At 33.2% G+C, this 22,027-nt stretch carries 17 protein-coding genes and 2 pseudogenes; 8 read left to right on the top strand and 11 right to left on the bottom strand.

Features of this window, described 5'->3' with window-relative positions:
• Positions 1-147: 147 nt before the first annotated feature.
• Together AB8U03_RS10005 and AB8U03_RS10000 are read left to right on the top strand one after the other, a co-directional pair.
• Positions 148-1,539: a sensor histidine kinase gene (locus AB8U03_RS10005; protein ID WP_369704405.1), complete on the top strand. Its 1,392-nt coding sequence runs from the start codon at positions 148-150 to the stop codon at positions 1,537-1,539.
• A complete protein-coding gene (locus AB8U03_RS10000; protein WP_369704404.1) occupies positions 1,532-2,227 on the top strand; it encodes a response regulator transcription factor in 696 nt (231 codons plus the stop codon). The genes AB8U03_RS10005 and AB8U03_RS10000 overlap by 8 nt, the downstream gene beginning before the upstream one ends.
• Before the next feature lie 98 nt (positions 2,228-2,325).
• Here AB8U03_RS10000 and AB8U03_RS09995 read toward each other — a convergent pair whose 3' ends face one another.
• Both AB8U03_RS09995 and larA read right to left on the bottom strand, forming a co-directional pair.
• Positions 2,326-2,595 carry a hypothetical protein gene (locus AB8U03_RS09995; protein ID WP_369704403.1) on the bottom strand — a complete coding sequence of 90 codons (270 nt, stop codon included), beginning with the start codon at positions 2,593-2,595 and terminating at the stop codon, positions 2,326-2,328.
• 954 nt (positions 2,596-3,549) lie between these two features.
• Entirely contained in the window at positions 3,550-4,824 is a 1,275-nt protein-coding gene (larA, locus tag AB8U03_RS09990; RefSeq protein WP_369704402.1) for a nickel-dependent lactate racemase, read from the bottom strand.
• A gap of 324 nt (positions 4,825-5,148) precedes the next feature.
• Here larA and AB8U03_RS09985 point away from each other — a divergent pair, with 324 nt between their 5' ends.
• A complete protein-coding gene (locus tag AB8U03_RS09985; RefSeq protein ID WP_369704401.1) occupies positions 5,149-6,492 on the top strand; it encodes an amidohydrolase family protein in 1,344 nt (447 codons plus the stop codon).
• Between the two features lie 167 nt (positions 6,493-6,659).
• On the opposite strand, the gene AB8U03_RS09980 is transcribed toward AB8U03_RS09985, so the two are convergent.
• Both AB8U03_RS09980 and AB8U03_RS09975 read right to left on the bottom strand, forming a co-directional pair.
• The gene (locus AB8U03_RS09980) at positions 6,660-8,402 is read right to left on the bottom strand and encodes an ABC transporter ATP-binding protein (protein WP_369704461.1); all 1,743 of its coding nucleotides are present in this window, start codon (positions 8,400-8,402) and stop codon (positions 6,660-6,662) included.
• 181 nt (positions 8,403-8,583) lie between these two features.
• Positions 8,584-10,482 (bottom strand): sigma 54-interacting transcriptional regulator, encoded by a 1,899-nt coding sequence (locus AB8U03_RS09975; protein WP_369704400.1) that lies wholly within the window; start codon positions 10,480-10,482, stop codon positions 8,584-8,586.
• Between the two features lie 266 nt (positions 10,483-10,748).
• Between AB8U03_RS09975 and AB8U03_RS09970 the strand changes: the two genes are divergently transcribed.
• The 4 genes from AB8U03_RS09970 to AB8U03_RS09955 all read left to right on the top strand — a co-directional run bounded on the left by AB8U03_RS09970 (position 10,749) and on the right by AB8U03_RS09955 (position 15,746).
• Positions 10,749-11,735 carry a zinc-dependent alcohol dehydrogenase gene (locus AB8U03_RS09970; RefSeq protein ID WP_369704399.1) on the top strand — a complete coding sequence of 329 codons (987 nt, stop codon included), beginning with the start codon at positions 10,749-10,751 and terminating at the stop codon, positions 11,733-11,735.
• A 78-nt stretch (positions 11,736-11,813) separates the two neighbouring features.
• Complete coding sequence (locus tag AB8U03_RS09965; RefSeq protein WP_369704398.1) at positions 11,814-12,776, top strand: 2-keto-3-deoxygluconate permease; 963 nt, start codon at positions 11,814-11,816, stop codon at positions 12,774-12,776.
• A 156-nt stretch (positions 12,777-12,932) separates the two neighbouring features.
• Positions 12,933-13,208 carry an ArsR/SmtB family transcription factor gene (locus AB8U03_RS09960; protein ID WP_369704397.1) on the top strand — a complete coding sequence of 92 codons (276 nt, stop codon included), beginning with the start codon at positions 12,933-12,935 and terminating at the stop codon, positions 13,206-13,208.
• 63 nt (positions 13,209-13,271) lie between these two features.
• Positions 13,272-15,746, top strand: a complete 2,475-nt coding sequence (locus AB8U03_RS09955; protein ID WP_369704396.1) for a CoA-disulfide reductase — start codon at positions 13,272-13,274, stop codon at positions 15,744-15,746.
• Positions 15,747-15,911: 165 nt separating this feature from the next.
• Here the strand turns inward: AB8U03_RS09955 and AB8U03_RS09950 are convergent, their stop codons facing one another.
• The 6 genes and pseudogenes from AB8U03_RS09950 to AB8U03_RS09925 form a co-directional block, all read right to left on the bottom strand.
• The gene (locus tag AB8U03_RS09950; RefSeq protein ID WP_369704395.1) at positions 15,912-16,067 is read right to left on the bottom strand and encodes a hypothetical protein; all 156 of its coding nucleotides are present in this window, start codon (positions 16,065-16,067) and stop codon (positions 15,912-15,914) included.
• Positions 16,027-16,674 (bottom strand): deoxyribose-phosphate aldolase, encoded by a 648-nt coding sequence (gene deoC, locus AB8U03_RS09945; protein WP_369704460.1) that lies wholly within the window; start codon positions 16,672-16,674, stop codon positions 16,027-16,029. Before deoC ends, AB8U03_RS09950 begins: the two co-directional genes overlap by 41 nt.
• Before the next feature lie 15 nt (positions 16,675-16,689).
• Positions 16,690-16,872 (bottom strand): annotated as a pseudogene (locus AB8U03_RS09940) (cytidine deaminase); the annotation flags it as partial.
• Between the two features lie 102 nt (positions 16,873-16,974).
• On the bottom strand, positions 16,975-17,730 hold the full coding sequence (locus AB8U03_RS09935; protein ID WP_369704394.1) for a TIGR03915 family putative DNA repair protein: 756 nt from the start codon (positions 17,728-17,730) through the stop codon (positions 16,975-16,977).
• 16 nt (positions 17,731-17,746) lie between these two features.
• Positions 17,747-19,033 (bottom strand): putative DNA modification/repair radical SAM protein, encoded by a 1,287-nt coding sequence (locus tag AB8U03_RS09930; protein WP_369704393.1) that lies wholly within the window; start codon positions 19,031-19,033, stop codon positions 17,747-17,749.
• Between the two features lie 211 nt (positions 19,034-19,244).
• Complete coding sequence (locus AB8U03_RS09925; protein WP_455423796.1) at positions 19,245-20,690, bottom strand: glycoside hydrolase family 68 protein; 1,446 nt, start codon at positions 20,688-20,690, stop codon at positions 19,245-19,247.
• Positions 20,691-21,059: 369 nt separating this feature from the next.
• Between AB8U03_RS09925 and AB8U03_RS09920 the strand changes: the two genes are divergently transcribed.
• The gene (locus AB8U03_RS09920) at positions 21,060-21,368 is read left to right on the top strand and encodes a hypothetical protein (protein WP_369704392.1); all 309 of its coding nucleotides are present in this window, start codon (positions 21,060-21,062) and stop codon (positions 21,366-21,368) included.
• Between the two features lie 376 nt (positions 21,369-21,744).
• Here the strand turns inward: AB8U03_RS09920 and AB8U03_RS09915 are convergent.
• Positions 21,745-21,948 (bottom strand): annotated as a pseudogene (locus AB8U03_RS09915) (epoxyqueuosine reductase); the annotation flags it as partial.
• Between the last annotated feature and the right edge of the window lie 79 nt (positions 21,949-22,027).

Genomic DNA, 22,027 nt, shown 5'->3' with positions numbered 1-22,027 from the left:
AAAATAAAAATCAGCACTAAAATCTTCATAAAAACAACATACTAATTTGGTAAACTAATTTAAAATTATATTTAGTACTAAAATTGTAAATATATAAAATTACCTGTAAAATATAATAAAGTTACTACAAGTTTGGAAGTGATATTTTTGCAAAGTATTAGGAAAAGATTAAGTATAATAATTATTTTCTGCTCAATTATTTCTGTTGTTTTATTGGCATTATCCGTTAACTTTACAATAAACAGCACCTTTAATAAATATATGATGGACACCCAGAATAACAGAAACAGCAGGATTGTGGATTATTTTCAGCAAATATATAAAAGAGATAAAAAATGGACTACAAGTTCCGGGGAGGAAATAATGCATGAAGCTTATATGAGCAATTACTGTTTAACCCTTTTAGATGCTGATAAGAATGTAATTTGGGGCATGAATTCCAATGATATAAAAGAAAAAGCTCATATAATGATGCAAAAGGTTTATAATAACAAGGGAATTTATACATCAAGCTCCCTTAAAATTAAATTCCATGGTAAAGTTGTGGGCTATGTGGTAATTGGACAATATTCTCCGATTTTGCTGACACAGCAGGACATAGATTTTAAGATATCCGTAAACAGGAGTATTATTATAAGTGTTATAGCGGCAATTATTATTGCTGTTATAATCAGCATAATCATATCAAAACAATTTTCATCACCTATTAAATCCGTTTCGGATACTTCTGTTAAACTTTCCAGGGGCAGATATGACTCCACATCAAATATAAAAAGTAATATAAAAGAACTGAATAATTTAACTGAGAGCATAAATACCTTGGGGAAAATATTAAAAGAGCAGGATCTCATTAGAAGAAGGCTGGTCTCAGATATTTCCCACGAAATAAGAACTCCATTAAATATTCTTCAAAATAATTTAGAAGCAATGATTGACGGAATATTTCCTGTAAATAAAGAACGTTTAAATTATTTAAACCAGGAGGTCATAAGGTTTGGCAAACTGTTAAACAACTTAAATATTTTAAAGCAATTTGAAGAGGAAAAATTAGGTCTGGATATGATGGAGACTATATCTTTGGATGAACTGGTTTCTGCTGTAAGCAGCAAACTCTCCATTGATTTTAAAAATAAAAATATTAATCTCATACTAAATATTGAAAGTGATAAAAAATTTCAAGTACTAGGAAATGAAGACAGGTTGAAGCAGGTCTTTATAAATTTATTATCCAATGCCATTAAATTTACCCCATCTGGAGGAACTGTATGGATTGATTTATACACAAATGTGAATAAAATCATAGTTAAAATAAAAGATAACGGCATGGGTATAAAGAAGGATGATCTTCCCTATATTTTTGAAAGGTTGTACAGAGGAGATAAAAGCCGACGTAAAATAGAAGGAAGCGGTATTGGATTAACTATTGTAAAAAAAATACTTACTCTTCATTCCGCCACTATTGATGTTGACAGTACTTTTGGCACAGGAACATCATTTACATTATATTTTAACAAAGACAAGGAGAATGATAATGAATAATATTTTGATAATTGAAGATGAAGTAAAAGTATCGGAAGTAATTAAAGCTTATCTTCAAAGAGAGGGTTATAACGTACACTGTGCAGCCAAAGGATATGATGGAATCAGTTTATTCAACAAGATAAATTTTCAGCTTGTCATATTGGATTTGATGCTGCCGGATATTGACGGAGAAGAGGTATGTAAAATTATAAGGGAAATATCAGATGTGCATATATTCATGCTTACTGCAAAGGTAGAGCTAAGTGATAAAATTGAAGGACTTAATATTGGAGCTGATGAATATCTAACTAAACCATTGAGCCCAAGAGAACTGACAGCAAGGGTAAACGCACTGTTTAGAAGGGTAGATTCAAATAAAGTAACAATACTTTCATATGACAACGGAAGGCTTAAAATTGATAAAGAAAGGAGAAGTGTTCAGGTAAAAGGTAAATATATAATTCTCACTCCCAACGAATTTGACATTTTGTATACTCTTGCTTCAAACGAAGGTAAAGTTCTATCCCGGGAACAACTTATAAGAAATATCTATGGCATCGATTTTGAAGGATCCGACAGAACTATAGATGCCCATATCAAAAATTTGAGGAAAAAGATAGAAGATAATAGTAAAGTTCCAAAATATATAATCACTGTAGTCAAAATAGGTTATAAATTTGGAAGTATAAGAGACTCAAAACAATGAATTTTATATAGTAAAAAAAGCTGGGAAATGTAAGTGGATTCATGTAAAAAACAAATCTGCTTACATTCCTGCAGCCCTTTATAGTTAATATCTATAATCTAGCCATTAACCTTTTTAACATTTGTATTTTCTTTATTTTCTTCCATATCATTACAGCATTTATTCTTTTTAGAATGCATGAACATCACTATTACCATTAAAAGCATCATTATGGGACATATAAACGGAGCTGCTGCTGCAAGCATGATCTTAAATCTTGGTGCCAGCCCTAAAAATGGTAAAGATGCTACTAAAATTATTGGAATAGCACAGCAAAGAACCATCATAAGCATATGACTTATTCCACTGTGGCCACTTTTATTGTTCATATTATTACTTCCATGACAATTCATATAAATACTCCTCACTTATTTTATTGATTTAATAATATGATATTGTTGTGGAGATATTATGAAGAAATATAAGCTTATTTATATTTTTCCTTTAAACTTATATACGATATCACTTAAATATCACTTGCAGCACCATTTTTTGATAAATAAAAACCACCAATTAGCCATATATCCACGGACTAATTGGTGGTCAAGCAACTCCTAACTCATCTAAACACTCTGATTCTACTTGAATATTCGTCACCCTTTTCCAATTACTTTTTATAATGTACAGTACATTATAAAAATTTATTGCATTTACCTAAATTCAACTTTCAACAGATATACAATTGATTGACAATTGTTCTTTCACAAATATCTTCCTTCATCTTACCTGATACATCCTATAGCATCTGTAAATACCAACTTCTAGATCATACATTCAATTAAACATTGACCTTCTGCATTTTCTACAGCTCATATCATCAAATACTACTCACCATGAACACTTTCGTAATTGAAATGTTCACCAGCATCTCTCAGTAGATACTTTCCTAAGGTTTACTTCCATCAATATACTATCATATTTACTTCTGTATACTATAAGCGTTCACTACCTGATGCCCTAACTTTCTTATTGTCTAAAACCCTTTTCTCAATCTTCTTCATGAGTTAGGAGTGCTTAGAAGAAGTTTTTATTCTTCTTCTTAATTTTATTATATAGTAAACGTTTAAATATGTCAACTGATTTTTTTGAATTTTTTTAATACACTGATATTTATCTGATAGTTTTATCCAAAAGCTGCCAATGCCAATACCCCCAGCTTCGTAAAGTTGAGGGTAACCACTGCTACATCGCTGAATAAGTTTCTCTAAGTTTCAGATACGAAAAATATTCATTATTGGTAAACTCCACCACTTGAACCCAAAAATCAATTGATATAATATGATTTAATTTACAATTACAGCAGCTCCATCCGGTATAACAGTAACTTTTGCGTCCTTTCCCGCAATATCGTAAGCTTTTTTAAGAGCTTCTTTAATCGTATATGCATGCTGCATATGCATATTCTTTATGATCTCAGCATCACACATGTCAGTAACCATAATTACAGTAAATTTACTAAGTATTCTCGCAAGTATTTGAGATTCCCATTGATCAGGTGTGGTTTTTTCCCTTGGAACCTTAGAAACCTTTTTCAAAAATTCTTCAGGGGATTTCACATTTGCCAGATTATCGTAAAAGCCCTTGCCTCCGTGGCCATCATTGCAGGCAGCTACCATTATTATTACACCACCTTTTCTGCAAGTTGCTTCAGCAGCAACCATCCCTTTAACAGCCTGATATACATTTTGATCCAGAGGATATCCTCCATTAGTTGAAATAACAATATCTGCTTCAACTTTGTCAACTCTGGACAGTTTTGTAACAAATCTGCAACCTTCTTCATGGGCCAATTTACAATCACCTGAAAACGCATTTATAATTTTTTTATTTTCATCTGTAACTACATTTGTTATAAAAGCTAACCCTGCTTTTTCAGCAGCACAAAGCATATCCCTATGGGCTGGATTGTTTTTCAGATTACCCGTTCTGGCATAAGGACTTGCTATAAATTCAGAGCAATGATTGGACATAATAGTTTTTGCTGAAGATATTCCAGGGAGTATGCTTTTTCTTCCTCCCGAAAATCCTGCGAAAAAGTGGGATTTTATAAGGCCCTCTGCAATCAAAAGTTCCGTCTCTGCAGCTGTTTTATTGATTATAAGTTCCCACCCGGAAGGAAATGTGGCTATTTTAACTAAGTGGCTATCGTCTCTGGAATCATGTACTATTATATTTTCATTTTCAACTATTTCTTCACCAAACTTGTCTATGAGCTCTTTTCTAGTTGTAGCTCTATGAAATCCTGTAGCAATTAAAATCTTTATATCAATATGAGGATTTGCCTTCCTTATTCTTTCTAAAAGTATAGGCATTATAATTTTACTTGGAAGTGGTCTTGTATGATCGCTGCTTATTATAACCATATTATTTTTATTTTTTACCAGTTCCTCTAAACTTTGAGATCCTATGGGATTATCTAATGACTTTTCAACTATTTCAGATTGCGTAAGTTTTGTTTTACAATTATATGGTTTCGGCTCAAGTACTGCAGCGAGATTTTTATTATCAATTTCAATTTCAATAATTTTTTTATTATAGGGTAATTTTATCATTGGCATAACTAAATCTTCCTTTCTACAATTCAGCGAAATCGTATATACTGCTTAATATTACAGATATAAATACTGGTATTATGGTATTACCAATTATAGGTTAATTTTATCACAAGTATTTCAATTTTTCTACACCTGCTATTTTATTGGTTTATTTTAAGGCTGCCGCTGCTTCGTAAATATGTTTAAATCAATATATAATTTATTTATTTCAAATAAAATTTAACTTTTGCAAGTTAATGTGTTAAAATATCATATAAATAAGTCATTATAAAGATCCCTGGACAATATTATAAGTTTCAAGGATGTAACTAAGAAAGGATGGTTTTTATGGACAAGCAAAACAATATCTGTGCTTTTATCAACTGTAATATAATTGATGGTAAATTTGAAAATGACATGATAAAAGAAGGTGTGATATTAGTAGAAAATTCTGATGGTATAGGAAAGATAAAATCTTTAGGAAATAAAAATGAAGTTAGTATTCCAAAGGATTGCAAAATTGTAGATCTAAAGGGGAAATATGTGCTTCCAGGACTTATAAATGCCCATGTTCATCTTTTTGGAGATGGAAAACCTAATTCTCCAGAGGAAGTAAAGAGAACCCCTGATGAAAATTTAAAATATATGAAATCTTCTGTTGGAAAATATTTAATTAAGGAAACCATGAAAAAAAATGCAATGGCAGCACTTCATGCAGGAGTAACTACCTTTAGGAGTGTAGGGGATCCTTTTTATTATGACCTAGAAGTCAGGGATGAAATAAAAAATGGTGCAGAAGTTGGGCCTACAATGTTATGTGCAGGGCCTATGATATGCATAACTGGAGGCCATGGATATAAATTCGTATCTGAAGCTATAGATTCCCCCTGGGAAGGAAGAAAAGAAGTCAGAAATCATATATACAACGGTACTGATTTAATAAAGATAGCCAACACCGGCGGAGTCACCGATTCCAAGAAAATAGGTGAAGCTGGAAGAGCGGAAATGACCTATGATGAAATTGCAGCTATATGTGATGAAGCACACAGGGCAGGTTATCTTGTAGCAAGTCATTGTCAGAGTACTAAGGGATTAAAAGAAGCCCTTAGAGGAGGAGTGGATACTATAGAACATGGAGCTGAAATGGACGATGAAGTAATATCCTTATTTAAACACAATCCTAATTCTTTAAGAGGGTATAGTTCTCTTACTCCAACATTCCTTACAATATATTATATATCAGGGCTAAGTACAAAATATACTAAACTAACCGATATTCAGCTTGCCAATGGAAAAATTATAGAAAAACGTATGATTTCAGGATTTAAGACAGCACTTAAAGAAGGAATTAAATTAGCCCTTGGTACTGATGCTGCCATGCCTTATGTAACTCATTATGGTACATGGAAAGAATTAAAACTTGATGTTAAATACGGAGCTACAAATGAACAAGCTATAATGATCGCAACTAAATCAAATGCTGAAATTTTAGGTATAGATAAAGAAGTCGGTACACTGGAACCTGGGAAATTTGCAGATTTTATTGCAGTTGATGGAAATCCTGTTGAGGATTTAAATTATTTAGGCAATCCATACATGGTAGTTAAAAGTGGAAATATCTTAGAGAAAACAAATGACTATATCATACCTGAAGTTGAAGAGCTAATAAAAGGACTGGATAATAACCTATAATGATAAAAAACTAAATAAATAATCATGCTCCCTTTGCCAATATCATTCACAAATCCGAAGTTTCAACAAGCTTCCTGTGATACCTATCCTCCTTGAGAGAAAGGCTCCACTGGATTTGATATCTATCAGAAAAAATTATTAATGACAAAGAGAGCATTTTTATTGCTTTACCTTATATCCAGGCCTTCAAACTGCATGTTATAATAGTAAGAGTAAATTCCTCCTTTTTTAAGAAGTTCACTATGGCTTCCCCTTTCCTTGATTCCCTCATCATCAATAACTATTATTTCATCTGCATTCCTTATAGTACTTAGCCTGTGGGCAATAACTATGGTAGTTCTGTTTTTAGCAAGTTTTTCGAGAGATCTCTGTATGAAGCTCTCACTTTCATTGTCCAATGCTGATGTGGCCTCGTCCAATATTAAAATAGGGGGATTTTCAAGAAACACCCTGGCAATTGAAATTCTCTGCTTCTGACCGCCGGAAAGCTTGACTCCTCTTTCCCCTACATAAGTATCATATCCATCATCAAGGCTCATTATGTAATCATGAATATTGGCTTCCTTAGCTGCCCTTGTTATTTCTTCATCAGAGGCTCCAGGTTTTCCATACTTTATATTATCCTTCAAAGTTCCAGAGAACAAATATACATCCTGTTGTACTATTCCGATGGAATTTCTCAGTGATTCAAGAGTAACATCCCTCACATCCACTCCGTCTATCATTACATAACCCGATGAAACATCATAAAATCTTGGAAGAAGTGAACAAATCGTTGTCTTTCCTCCTCCTGAAGGTCCCACAAATGCAATTTTTCTGCCAGCTTCTATTTTTACATTCACATCATCAAGTATCTGCTTTTTTTCATTATAACTGAAGGAAACATTCTTATATTCTATATTTCCCTTTACATCCTTTAGAAGTATGGCACCTTTTTTATCCACTATCTCAGGTTTGGTATCTACAATATTCAAAAATCTTTTGAATCCAGCAAATCCTTTCTGAAACTGCTCTGCAAAATTTATGAGTATATCTATAGGATTTATAAATATGTTTATATATAGAGCATAAACGGCAAGATCCGATATTCTCAATGAACCGTTTGCTATAAAAAATGCTCCCGTAACAAGTATCACCATATATAAAAGGCCTTCAAAAAAAGTATTTCCCGCTATAAATCTGCCCATTATTTTATAACTTTTTTCTCTTGACACACGATATGCATTGTTGTTTCTGTCAAATTTCTCCCTTTCAATATCTTCATTGGCAAAAGACTTTACAACCCTTATTCCCAAAAGGCTGTCCTGAACAGATGAATTTATGTTACCCATCTTTTTTCTATTATCAAAAAATATCCTCTGCATTTTTTTATTTTCACAAACTGAAAATAAAACCATTACTACAGTTACCGCAAAAAGTATAAGAGTCATTTTAGAATTGATAAGCATCAATATTATAAAAGAGCCTATTATTTTAACTGCAGATATAAATACATTTTCAGGTCCATGATGAGCAAGTTCCGATATATCAAACAAGTCCGATACAAGTATTGACATCATCTGCCCTGTATTGTTTTCATCATAATAAGAAAAAGACATTTTCTGGAGGTGGTAAAACAAATCTTTTCTCATGTTATTTTCCATCCTTGCACCCATTATATGTCCCCAGGAAGCGATAAAATACTGACAGAAATATTTAAGTACATAAATTGCAAGTAAAATTACACCAATGTACGCTATTGAATTCAGTATTACCATTTTATCTTTTGTAAAAACATTTTTTGAAAGATAACTTAGAATTAAAGGAAATGTCAAATCCACCAATGAGACTATAAGTGCACAAAATATATCAGCATAAAAAAGAAATTTATAAGGCCTGTAATATTGCAAAAATTTTTTTAATATTTTCATAAAATTCGCTATTGTCCTTTCTGCTATTTTCTGAAATACACTTTCCACCAACCCCCTTTAAAAATAATTCTCATTATAACATGACTGGCAGTCCTCTGTAAAGTTATAAGAAAAGTATTTAAAAAGAGCAAAACCTTTATATATTTCAGGCCTTGCTCCTGTCAAATTACAATATTGATTTTTAAATTCTTATATTCATTTTTCTTATTTTTCTCCATAAGGTAGTACGATCCATTCCAAGAAGTTCTGCTGCTCTCTTTCTATTAAACTTTGTTTCTATTAAGGTCTGTTCTATAATCTGTTTTTCAGAATCCTTATTTTTTATATTTGATATTTTATTTTTCATATTTGAGTTATTGTACACAACATTTTTATTATATAGCGCATTGTACATATCATCATAATTTACAACAGCTGAGCTGCTTATGACACATGCCCGCTCTACTATATTTCTCATTTCCCGTACATTTCCTTCGAATTTATAATTTTCCAAAAGTTTTGCAGCTTTAGGCGTTATATGTGTGATTTTGCTTCCTATTTTTCTATTAAAAGCGCGGACATAATACATAAATAACTCTATTATATCTTCAGGCATGGAGCGAAGTGGAGGAGTATACAGCCTCAATACATCCAACCTATAGAGAAGATCTCTGCGGAAAAGTCCATCTTTTACAAGCTGATATATATTTTTATTAAGTGCAGATATTATTCTTACATCAACTGATATGGTTTTATCATCACCAATTCTTCTAACTTCATGTTCCTGAAGAACTCTTAATAATTTGCTTTGAAATGATATAGGTACTTCAGAAATCTCATCAAGAAATAATGTACCATTGTGTGCAAGTTCTATGAGTCCAGTTTTTCCACCTTTAACTGCACTTGTAAATGCTCCACTGGTATATCCAAACAGTTCGCTTTCTATTAGATTTTCAGGGAGAGAAGCACAGTTTATTGCCACAAAAGGTCCATTTTTACGAGAACTTGCATTGTGTATGCTTTGAGCAAAAAGTTCCTTCCCGGTTCCGGTTTCGCCCATTATGAGTACATTTGATGAAACCTTAGCTATTTTTTTTGCTTGTTCAACAGTTTGAGCCATTATTTTACTTTTATATATGATATCTTTGAATGTATATTTGGCATATAATCCTTTCAAGCTCAATTTCTTCCTGATTTGGATTTCATCCTGCTGAATTTTTTCCACATTGTTAAAAGTTATTATAACTCCTGTCACAATATTTCCTATAAATATTGGCATATACGTTGCAGTTATTTTAACATCTCCAATTTTATGAAGTTCATTGGCTATCTCTTTTCCTTTTGAAAAAACATTTTTAATACCATCTAACATAAAGTCAAATACATCTTTAATATGTTTTTGATAAAAATTATTTGTTTTAGAGTTTTTTAGATATTTTTGTGCCTCTTCATTCATAATAGTTATTTTAAAATATTTATCTACATAAACTATACCTGATTTTGAGTGTTCTATAATAATTTTGAAGATTTTATTATTTTTTAAAATTTCATAGGTTCTTATTGCCTCATTGATAGCATTTAAAATGGCTTCTTTGCCAGTTTTTATAATTAAACATTTTTCATTTCTTTCTTTTGCATATATGTATACTGAATAGCCACCTATAAAAGCATCACAACCATGCTGTTTTGCAAGCTTAAATGTTGAAGAAATATTTTTTAAAATATCTTTATTAAAAACTTCTATATTGCAGTCTAAAAGATCAAAAAAAGGTTCAGCTTCTGCTATGGAAGAATAATTCCCTATAAGAGCAATTTTTTCAGGGTTATATTTTTTAATGCATTGTCTTAATGCATTTATTATATCCAGTGCACTTATTGATAATTCAATTTTAGGCATTAATGGTTTATATTTTTTTATTTTTTGAAATGTCAGTCCCCTCGCAATTACAATATCCCCTTTTAGTTCATTTACCTTGACTTTTTCAGCATATACAACAGAAATATTTTCATACAGTATGTTCTTCTGGGGGTGAGTGTTAAATATTTTTTTTACTGTTTCCTCCATCTCGGGATATGGTACGACAAACACTATATTAATCATATTAATAATCACTCCAATAATTATTAAAAGTGTTGCATGTGTTGCAGATGCAACATCAATATATTTCAATCATACAACTTTATGAAAACATTTGCAATGGTGTAAAACACAGCACTTAACATTTCTATATTCAATAAACCTTTACTTCATAAAGCTTAATCCATAAGCAATACTTTCTGAGAATTAATAGAACTTAAGTTTTGGCACAGCAGTTGCTTATATTTATAATATAAACAAATTTACACGTCGGAGAGGAGAAATAAAAAATGAGTGTTATAACAAGAGCAGCCCTCTTAAAGGGCCCATATGATATTGAGCTGGTGGAAAAGGAATTAGTTTGTGGTGAAAATGAAGTCATAGTAAAAAATCATCTCATCGGTATATGCGGATCAGACAAAAATTTCTACAGAGGTCTTATGCCTAAAAAAACAGCAGAATTTAGAAAGGATCCTAAATTTCCTTTTGAACTGGGGCATGAAAGCGGAGGAGTAATAGTAGAAACTGGAAGTAAAGTTACGGACTACAAAGTTGGAGATAAAGTTATTGCCTTTGGCTGGAACAATAATTATGCCGATTACTTCAAAACTCCAACATGGCAGCTTCAGCCTGTCCCAGATGGCTTGGATATGGATATTGCGAGTCTCGGAGAGCCTATATCCTGTGCAATGTATTCCGGACTAAACTGTGGCGTTCAGCTCGGTGATATCGTCGTAGTAATGGGAGGAGGATTTGCAGGACAAATTATTGCACAATGTGCAAAGAAAAAAGGTGCCTATAAAGTAATACTGGTAGATGTTCTTGATGGAAAACTTAAACTGGCTAAAGAACTCGGTGCAGATATGACAATCAATTTAAAGAAAGAAAATGTCAAAAAAGTCATAGATGAACTTACAAATGGTACCGGTGCTGACGTTGTTGTAGAAGCTGCAGGTACTCAGGAATCATTTAACATGGCAAGTGACATTATAAAACATAATGGAAAGTTTGTATTTTACAGTTGGGTAACTCAACCAATTACCTTAGATATCAGCAGATGGCATGATGATGGTCTTGAATTCATCAATACATGTCTTGTTCATCACACATGGCATCACAGATATGTATGGGTACCCGATACTTTAAAACCATTGCAGCAGGGCCTTATAGATGTTAAATCCCTTATCACTAATGAATTTAAGCTTTCAGATATTAAAAAGGGATTTGATATGGCTGACAAGGATGATACTGCAATAAAAATAGTATTTCGTCCATAACTATAGAATTATAAAATCAATGCTGTATAATTTTTTAACATGGGTAAACGATTTTAATAATATAAAGGGGGATTTTTTATGAAGGTAATGCAAGCAATGAGAAAAATGCCTGGAGGGGTCTTGCTAATTCCTGCAATTATTGGTTTGACAATAAATAGCACATTCCCTGATGCACTAAAAATCGGTAGTTTTACAACTGCCCTTTTTAAGGGTGCTACTACACCATTCCTCGCACTTTTTATGCTTTGCGCCGGTGCACAAATAGATATAAGGAAAGCTAAAATAGCTCTTGGAAAGGGATTTATACTGACAATAACAAAAATCCTGGTTGGAGCCTGTATAGGTTTACTAATAGGTAAAGTATTTGGAAATTCAGGAATTTGGGGATTGAGTATTCTTGCAATAATTCCGGCCATGACAAATTCAAATAGTTCTCTATTTGCTGCTATAGCCGGTGAAACAGGTGATGATACGGATGTTGGTGCAGTATCTATAATAGCCATTAATAATGGACCTCTATTTTCAATGATCATACTAGGTACATCAGGGCTCGCAAATATACCTTTCACTTCATTTATTGCCGTATTAATACCAGTTGTAGTTGGGTTTATACTTGGAAACATAGATTCAGAGTGGAGAGATCTATTATCACATGGGAACATGTTAATACCATTTTTAGGATTTTCTATTGGATCCTCGCTGAAATTTCAATCCATAATTAATGCAGGTGCTCCAGGATTAATATTGGGAATAACTACACTTGTACTTACAGGTTTTGCAGGTTATTTTGTATATGGAATATTTCATGGCGAGAGGGCTATTGGCGCAGCCATAGGAACTACAGCGGGGATTGCTACAGCTACCCCTATGGCAATAGCAGCTATAGATCCATCTTTGGCTCAATTTGCCCAGAGTGCAACTATACAGGTATCTGCATCTGTGGTAATTACAGCATTTCTCTGTCCGATACTTGTAACCTATTTAAGCAAAAGAAATAAAAAGAAACGCCTAAAAGTTAATTTAGAAACAGAAAAGATTTAAAAAGGTAACTGGAGCTGCCCCAAAATAAATTTTGAGGCAGCTCCTTTATAATGCAAAAAAAATATATAAATTTTCCTATTAGACCTATTGAAAATTTCATCATTATATCGTAATATATAAATATAACGATATATATATTTTGAAAGAGGTAGAATTATGGATAAGGATTTTGTGAAATACAATGAAAAAGCTGAAATTCTCAAAGTACTGGCACATCCTGTTAGGCTGTGCATTGTTAAAGGATTATTAGAAAAGGGAACCTGCAATGTCAGCAATATGCAGCATTGTCTTGAAATACCCCAATCTACATTATCCCAGCACATACAAAAACTAAGAACTGCAGGAATTATAAAAGGTGAACGAAATGGTCTTGAAATCAACTATAAAATTTGCAATCCAATAGTTATCAAATTGCTTGAAGTTCTATTCTAATCTTTATATAAAATCAAAAGTTTAACTGATACCAGCAATACACAAATAAAAGGAGGAATTTCTATGAGTAAAAAAGTATTGGTTGTGGGCGGAGTTGCAGGCGGAGCATCCGCGGCTGCAAGACTTAGAAGATTGGATGAAAATGCTGAAATAATAATATTTGAAAGAGATGAATATATATCCTTTGCAAATTGTGGAATGCCTTATTACATAGGCGGAACAATTAAAGAAAGACAAAGGCTCCTGGTTCAGACACCTGAAAGCATGCATGATAGATTTAACATAGATGTAAGAATTAATAGTGAAGTTTTAGGTATTGATGTCGACAAAAAGATACTTAAAGTAAAAAGCAAAAATAGTGGAATCTATGAAGAAAGTTATGACTATTTAATATTGTCTCCTGGTGCAGAGGCCATTAAACCAAAAATTGAGGGTATAAACAGCAATAAAATTTTTACTTTAAGAAATATACCGGACACAGATGGAATAAAATCATCAGTTGATAAAAGTGGAGTAAATAGTGCTGTAGTAATTGGCGGTGGTTATGTAGGTGTTGAAATGGCTGAAAACCTGAAAAAAAGAGGACTGCAGGTTACTTTAGTTGAGGCCGCACCACATATTATTGCGCCCTTTGATTCAGATATGATAGTCATGGCTGAAAAAGAACTTGTGGAAAACGGCATAGATTTAGTATTAAATGATGGAGTAAAATCCTTTAAGGATAGTGAACATAGTATTGAAGTTACCCTGAACAGTAATACAAAAATTACTGCTGATTTAGTTATATTGGCAATTGGAGTAAGGCCTGATACTAATTTTATAAAAGATAGTGGAATAAATCTTGGAGTCAGGGGACATATACTAGTTGACAATAAAATGAAAACAAATATTGAAAATATTTATGCTGTTGGAGATGCCGTTGAAGTAGTTGATTTTGTCAACAATCAAAATACTGCAATACCTCTGGCTGGGCCGGCAAATAAACAAGGGAGAATAGCTGCAGACAATATAGCAGGATTGAATTCAACTTATAAAGGCACTCAAGGTACTGCAATAATTAAAATCTTCGGTTTAACAGCTGCAAGCACAGGAAATAATGAAAGAACTTTAAAAAGGCTTAGTATACCTTACAAAGTTATTTATATTCACCCAGCTTCTCACGCATCTTATTATCCCGGTGCTCTTCCCCTATCATTAAAACTTATATTTACTGATAACGGTAAAATCCTAGGCGCTCAGGCTATAGGTTATGACGGTGTTGATAAAAGGATTGATGTTATTGCTGCAACAATAAGACTTGGCGGTTCAGTATCAGATTTAACAGAACTGGAATTGTGTTATGCACCGCCATTTTCTTCAGCAAAAGACCCGGTAAACATGGCAGGTTTTGTAGCTGAAAATGTTATTTCTGGAAAAACGGATGTTATTACTCCAAAAGAATTTTTAAATTATAATAGAGAAAACACTATTCTTTTAGATGTACGTTCAGAGATAGAATTCAGTAATGGTCACATTGAAGGAGCTTTAAACATACCTTTAGACAATTTAAGAAAAAGACTTGGAGAATTGGATAAAAATAAAGAAATCATTGCATATTGTCAAATTGGTCTCAGAGGATATATTGCATCAAGAATACTTTCACAGCATGGATACAAAGCTAAAAACTTAACTGGTGGATACAAAAGCCTATCAATTTTAAACTTTACTCCTAAAAAGTATGATAAAAACAGTCATACTTCTCAAAAACAAATTCTAGACCAGGATACACAGACTGTAAAATCAGAGGTGGCCTTGGATAAATTAGACTATGATAAGAGTCTTGATGCCTGCGGCCTTTGCTGTCCCGGTCCACTCATGCAGGTTAAAGCATCTATGGATAATTTGACGGAAGGCCAAATTCTTAAAGTAACCGCTTCTGACCCCGGCTTTTATGAAGATATAAAGGCATGGTGTCAAAGAACCAGCAATAAACTTGTTGATTTAAATAGAGATAAAAGCACTATCACTGCTTTTATAAAAAAAAGCAGCACTAAAGTAGAAAATTACATTCAAAATGCTTCTTCTATAAGAGACAACAAAACCCTGGTAGTATTCAGTGGTGATTTAGACAAGGCCATAGCTTCTTTTATCATAGCAAACGGAGCCGTTTCAATGGGTAAAAAGGTTACCATGTTCTTCACATTCTGGGGATTAAATATTCTGAGAAAACATGAAAAGGTATCTGTTAAAAAAAGCTTTATGGATTCCATGTTCGGATTTATGATGCCAAGAGGCAGCAGAAGATTAAAGCTGTCTAAAATGAACATGATGGGAATGGGTGCGAAAATGATAAGAAAGGTCATGAAAAATAAAAATGTAACCTCCCTTGAAGACTTAATTAAATCAGCCTTGGACAATGGCATAGAGATCGTAGCATGTCAAATGTCCATGGATGTTATGGGACTTAGAAAAGAAGAGCTTATTGATGGTATTAAAATTGGAGGTGTCGGCTACTATCTAGGTGAAGCTGAGGATTCAAATGTTAATCTATTTATCTGACACTGAATTCAAGTGAACTTTAGTTTAATTCAAAAAAATATAAGGCTGAATTAAAGCAACTAAAGCAAAACCTCAATGTATTAAAAACCTTGTTGCAAAAAAAACGGAAAAATATAGATGTTTTCATGTAAAGCAGCTATATTTATTCCGTAATTATCTTGTGTATTAATATCGGTTTTTTTCTATTGCTTCAACAAATTTTTCTCTTGCCTCCTTCAATGTATCTGCTTTTTCAGCCAATACAACCAATACTATGGCATCGGCTCCTGCTGCAATTTTTTCAAATTCCGGACATAATGGAAATTCCAGAACTTGTTCCAATACGATTTGCACCTGCTTCAATCATTTTCACGGCTTCTTCTTCAGTATGAATACCACCGGCAGCCTTGACCCCCATATCATCACCCACTGTCTTCCGCATCAATTCAACATCTTCCACTGCAGCTCCAGCTTTTGAAAATCCTGTTGACGTCTTTACAAAATCGGCTCCCGCCTTTTTAGCTATTTTACAAGCTCTTATTTTTTCTTCCTGTGTTAAAAGGCAAGCTTCAATAATGACTTTTACCAGAGCTTTTCCCTTTGCTGCCTCGACAACAGCCCTTATATCCCTCTCTACATAAACATTATTTTTATCTTTCAGTTCACCTATATTTATAACCATATCTACTTCCGACGCCCCATTTTTAATAGCATTCTTTACTTCAAATGCCTTTGTTTCAGTTGTGTTGGCTCCAAGGGGAAATCCTATAACGGTACATACATTAATTCCACTATCCTTTAATTTCTCACCTGCCAGCTTAACCCACATCGGATTTATACAAACAGAAGCAAATTGATATTGCTTTGCTTCCTCTATTAATTGAATTATCTGTTTCTTTGTAGTATCCGGTTTTAAAGCTGTGTGATCAATCATTTCAGCAATATTCATCACAAATCTTCCTTTCATCTTTATAGCAGTTCTTTCTGCACAATTAGTTGCACCATAAGATGCATTTTCTATATTACATCCTGTATATATTTCTCCATCATCAGTTAGTACGGCCGCTCCCACCTTGAATTTGGAATAAGGTGCATAAGCATTTTTTCTTCCCTGAAAAGCCTTAGAAATTAACATTTTATAATCCATCTTCACTGGCTCCCGATTGAATAAATCCATTATACTATGAATTATCCTTCTATAAAACCCAATAACCACCAAATACAACATTAAACATTGAGTATAAAAAAATTATTGGTAAGAAGCAAACTCTGTCATATACTTCCAATAGCGTTTTGGCATATTTCCCATACGGCATTTAAGGTTCCTCCGCTCTTTAATTTCAACGGTATTGTAGAAAAGCTTCCACAATTTTCTATAATACTTCTCCCTGGCATCCGGCTCCGGCACCTGCAAATCTTCAGCAGGGATAATAGCAGGTTCATGGGTATTATATACAAGTGCCATATCATGATTTTTATCGTAGATCAAAAAATATTCCTCAGGATATCTCTCACAAAAATGCTGCGTGATAAGAGGAAGAACATAATTTTTAGGCTCGATTTGCGCCACAAGCCCGCCCTTAAAAACAGAAAATCTAAGAAAACCCTTTATAAGGTGGCTTTCATTTTTTAAATATTTTACAGCCTTAAACAGACTGCTTACTACATCATCCGCCAACATCTCCATAACAGGTGGTCCATAATGATATCCCCTTCTCAAAAACAAAAATATATATAATTCTTTTTGGGGCATACAGGTTAAAAAAGCATGTCTCACAAAATCCAGTGCTGAAATGCTGATTTTTTTAGGTATGGAGTCAATTACCCTGCTGGATTTCCGCAAATCTGTTTTAATTTCCTTTAGTGGGAAAAAGGTGGTTTGAAGCTGGACAGGAGAGATAATATCCATGGGTATTTCCCTTTTGTAATAGCTTTCAAATACGCAGCACATGAGTCCATCAAAACTACCATCATATTTATAAATAAGATTCGATTTTCCAGGCATTTTATAAATCCTCCTACTATATCAATGATAATTTATCCAAAAAAGATAACTGCTCATAGTCCTCATGAGAGGCAAAATTCTTGTAATATCTGTCCGCTGCTCCTTTGGACATTAGGGATCTAATTACAGCATCCCTTGTTGTATTAAGATTCTCAGCCGATTTACCGCTGCAAATCACAAAATACCGTGCTCTTTTAAGCACAACCCCCAGTTTTTTCAGGCCGTCAAAATTCAATAAAAAATTACGGCGGGCAGTTACAATCCGTCTGGCACTTCTAACTCCAATACCCGGTACCCTCAATAAATCTTCATAGGGTGCATAGTTTACATCTATAGGAAAGTATTCCCTGTGATTCAATGCCCAATTACATTTTGGATCTATGTAAGGATTAAAACTCTGATGATTCCCATCCAGAATTTCACCTGCCTTAAAGCCATAATATCTTATAAGCCAATCCGCCTGGTAAAGGCGGTGTTCCCTTAAAAGCAAAGGCTCTCTATTTATCTGAGGCAGCAGAGAGTTTTCAGAAACTGGAACATAGGCAGAAAAGAAAACTCTTTTCAGCTTGTAATTTCTGTAAAGGCCTTCAGTTAAATTCAAAATCTGAAAATCTGTATCACCCGTTGCCCCGACAATCATCTGAGTACTTTGACCTGCGGGCACAAATTTAGGTGTGCTTCGATACTTTACCAGATCCATGGAATTTTCCTGTATGCGGTGTTTAATATATCCCATGGGTTTTAAAATAGAATGTTTTGACTTATCCGGAGCCAGAAGCTTCAAGCTGTTCTGGGAAGGCAGCTCTATATTCACACTCATCCTGTCTGCCAGCATGCCAAGATGATCAATAAGCACACTGTCTGATCCTGGAATGGCCTTTGCATGGATGTATCCAAAAAATCTATATTCCTGCCTTAAAATTCGCAGTACCTCAATCATTTGTTCACAGGTGTAATCAGGATTTTTCAGCACACCGGAACTTAAAAAAAGGCCCTCAATGTAATTGCGGCGATAAAAATTCATTGTAAGATCCGCCAGTTCTCTAGGTGTAAAAGAAGCTCTTGGCACATCATTTGAACGGCGATTGACACAATATTTACAGTCATAAGCACAGACATTCGTCATCAAAACCTTCAACAGAGAGATACACCTTCCATCTGCTGAAAAACTATGGCATATGCCACAGGCTTCAGAGCTTCCAATGCCACCGGCTGCAGCCTTTCTGTCCACTCCACTTGAGGTACATGCCACATCATATTTTGCTGCATCAGTGAGAATTTTAAGTTTATGAAACATATCCATAAAATCATCCCCTTATTTTCCTTTATAATATTATAGAACATATGTTTCTATAAAGCAAAATTTTTTTATCATATTGGGGATTTAACAATAATTTTTTATAGCGAATTAGTTTTTACAAAAAATCAAAACCACCAATTAGCTTTATTTCTAAAAATTAATTGGTGGTTAGGTAAATACTAATTCATATATAAAAATATTAATATCAAACTAGTTAATGAAGATTACTTATCAACTGTCCCTGTGAAAGGATGCTGTTTGGTACAACAGACGTCTTTGAGCCTTGAACGTTAAGTAAAAAACTAGGTGCAAAGGTGGCATTATGATCTGCATAAAAACCTCTGTTAGTCATGTAACTTGTTATGACTACATCATTGCCGCTGGATTGCGGAACAGCAAAGTGAGAGTAAGTAAATGTAAGATCAGCAGGGTCAAGATCCATGTTTAATACAAGTCCACTTTTATTTAATGGTTTATATGGGCCAGTTAAGGAACCTGATACATAACCTAACATGTAAATATCTTTGTCACCTATCCCATTAATGGTCATTTTTGATCCTCTCGAATCCGTAAATAGATACCATTTACCATTCATTTTAAATATGTTGGCACGTTCGATTTCATCTGTTACTGTATTTGATGTGATCAATGGCTTCATGACCTTTTTAACTGTATAATCATCATTTAATTCAACAATGCCTAATGCACCATTGGCTAAGGATGCAAGTTGCTTTTTAGGACTCTGCAGCAGATTATTTTTTTCTGTCCGGAAAAAAGTTTCACTTCCGCTATAGTAAGCCTTATTGTATAAAGATTGATCACCTTGATAGCCATCTGCTGTCCCTGTATTGGATTCAAAAACAAGATATTTATAACCATTGTCTTCAACATAGTGTGGATCTCTTAAAGTATGATTATCTCCTGAAAGATACATGCCTTCATCCCTGAATTGTTGAACATTTTGATAAATCGTACCGTCTCCACCATCAAAGATAGATTTGTGATCTGCTATTCCGTCAATCTTAAGCGTATCAGCATCCGGTTCAGATAAATTGATTTGAGCTGTTGTCAATACTTGGTTCCCGTCACCTGTTCCTCCATCTTCTAGAGCACCCGAGAAATCTGTATAGAATAAACGAACTTTATTATCAGATGTTAATGTTGCAGATCCTGACCATTCTTGTGTCTGATATTTAAGATAAGGATCATCTGGAACAAATTTATCACTATCCTTAAATACTCTACCAGCGTTTTTCCAACTATCAATAGATGTGTCACCGATTTTTTGATAGAACAAGTAAATGGAAGTATCATTCCCGTTTTTTGGATCACCTGCCAAAGCAAAAATAAGATTGTATCCATTATAATTTGCCACCGTTCCATCTGCATTTTGCAGTGGCCAGCTATCCCACACATCTAGATTGATTAAGTTACCTGACTTATCATAACCTTTTGCTGAAGAGATATTCTTTATGGTTGATGCATCGAATTGAGGTACCTTAAATTGTACACTATTTTGCTGTCCAGGTATTTTAAGCATGTCATAACGGGTGATATGAGAAATATCATAAGTGTTTTTGTAATCCATATTGTCTTTTTCCTTCGCAAAAGCCGGATATCCACTCCCTAAAAGTAACACTCCAGTAAAGGTAAATACCATTGCTTTCTTGATAAGCTTTTTGATATTCACGTCCTTTTTCAGGCAGCTAAAAATTAAATATTTACTGAAAATAAATTTTTTAATCTCTGACTTAACCATTATTTACCTCCCAAATAACTTTTTCTTTTTTATTGCTAAAATCAAGCTACTACCAAAATTTCTATATTGTCTTTTGCTAATATATACGTAGATTTTGTTATTTTTTAGGTGGTTCATTAAAAATTTATATTTTCTATCTTCATAAAATCTACATATCAATAACGTATAATATAGCAAAACTGTTATATTTTTAATGTTAGAATTAGATCCTCACTAAAATTCAAGAATAAAAAATGTTAATTAATTATATGTAATTGGAGGTATTAAATTATGATAAAAATTGATAACAAGTCTTTGGATTATGTTCACGGTAAAAATCTATGCTTTGTAGTATGTGTTAAAAATACGTCAATAGATTGTGACTGTGGAAATATTCATAACAATGTCAAAACTCTTAAAATCAAGGTTTTATTTGAAACGGAAGTGGCAGACCAAGAGCTGTATGATATATATGAATATGAAGGAGTCAAGTTGTTTGTCTTAAAAAATTTAAAAGTTACTGGAGATATAAATGTTTATCAAAAAACAAAAATACCTTTTATGAAACCTAAGTTTGGACTGAAAGGTATTACAGCTTAATTATAAGCAAGGGCCAGGCTTTATTTTTTAGATGATTTATCACAATTTCTCTGCCATTTTCCCTGGCCTGTACAGCTTATATTATGAAACATATTATTGGTGCACCTGTAAAAGAAATGGGATCCAACCATTTTGTAATGGATAACACAAAGCCGCAGCTATTGCACTTATGACTTTCATTGCTGAAACTGACACCATCAAATAAATTCAAGTTTAATTCTAATAAATCTTGATCTGAAATGTTATCATTATTAAGAAATAAAATATAAAAGTATATTTAAAACATTTAAAAAAATAATTCCTATACATTGATTTTAAGAACAACAGTATACAAATAAATTTACTAAATTTAAAATTAACATTCACATGAACCCTCCTATAGAATTTTTAAGTTATCAGGTATTCTATGTTCACAGGGTACATTTACCCGACATTTTCCACAACCATATCTAGGTCTGTATTTTTCAGCTGTCTCATTCAAGAATTCAGAACATATATTATGGTTTTTCCCGTTTTTTATGGATATTGCATTAACTGGATAATTTTTTACACATTTACCACACATTAAGCAGTATTCATATTGAGGTTCAACAGGCAGAAACCAGTTGTACTAAACCTCAGCACTTTATTTAAATACATCTTATGCTGAAGTTCAACGA

Source organism: Clostridium moutaii (assembly GCF_041205085.1).
Taxonomy (GTDB): domain Bacteria; phylum Bacillota; class Clostridia; order Clostridiales; family Clostridiaceae; genus Clostridium_B; species Clostridium_B moutaii.
This window is presented reverse-complemented; position numbering and strand designations above follow the sequence as displayed.

Coding starts and splice junctions, on each gene's coding strand:
- AB8U03_RS09955 (WP_369704396.1), top strand. CDS start 13,272: ATGAGTAAAAAAGTATTGGTTGTGGGCGGAGTTGCAGGCGGAGCATCC.
- AB8U03_RS09995 (WP_369704403.1), bottom strand. CDS start 2,595: ATGAACAATAAAAGTGGCCACAGTGGAATAAGTCATATGCTTATGATG.
- AB8U03_RS09975 (WP_369704400.1), bottom strand. CDS start 10,482: ATGATTAATATAGTGTTTGTCGTACCATATCCCGAGATGGAGGAAACA.
- AB8U03_RS09965 (WP_369704398.1), top strand. CDS start 11,814: ATGAAGGTAATGCAAGCAATGAGAAAAATGCCTGGAGGGGTCTTGCTA.
- AB8U03_RS09985 (WP_369704401.1), top strand. CDS start 5,149: ATGGACAAGCAAAACAATATCTGTGCTTTTATCAACTGTAATATAATT.
- AB8U03_RS09970 (WP_369704399.1), top strand. CDS start 10,749: ATGAGTGTTATAACAAGAGCAGCCCTCTTAAAGGGCCCATATGATATT.
- AB8U03_RS10000 (WP_369704404.1), top strand. CDS start 1,532: ATGAATAATATTTTGATAATTGAAGATGAAGTAAAAGTATCGGAAGTA.
- deoC (WP_369704460.1), bottom strand. CDS start 16,674: ATGAATATTGCTGAAATGATTGATCACACAGCTTTAAAACCGGATACT.
- AB8U03_RS09935 (WP_369704394.1), bottom strand. CDS start 17,730: ATGCCTGGAAAATCGAATCTTATTTATAAATATGATGGTAGTTTTGAT.
- AB8U03_RS09920 (WP_369704392.1), top strand. CDS start 21,060: ATGATAAAAATTGATAACAAGTCTTTGGATTATGTTCACGGTAAAAAT.
- AB8U03_RS09980 (WP_369704461.1), bottom strand. CDS start 8,402: ATGAAAATATTAAAAAAATTTTTGCAATATTACAGGCCTTATAAATTT.
- AB8U03_RS09930 (WP_369704393.1), bottom strand. CDS start 19,033: ATGGATATGTTTCATAAACTTAAAATTCTCACTGATGCAGCAAAATAT.
- AB8U03_RS09925 (WP_455423796.1), bottom strand. CDS start 20,690: ATGGTATTTACCTTTACTGGAGTGTTACTTTTAGGGAGTGGATATCCG.
- larA (WP_369704402.1), bottom strand. CDS start 4,824: ATGCCAATGATAAAATTACCCTATAATAAAAAAATTATTGAAATTGAA.
- AB8U03_RS09960 (WP_369704397.1), top strand. CDS start 12,933: ATGGATAAGGATTTTGTGAAATACAATGAAAAAGCTGAAATTCTCAAA.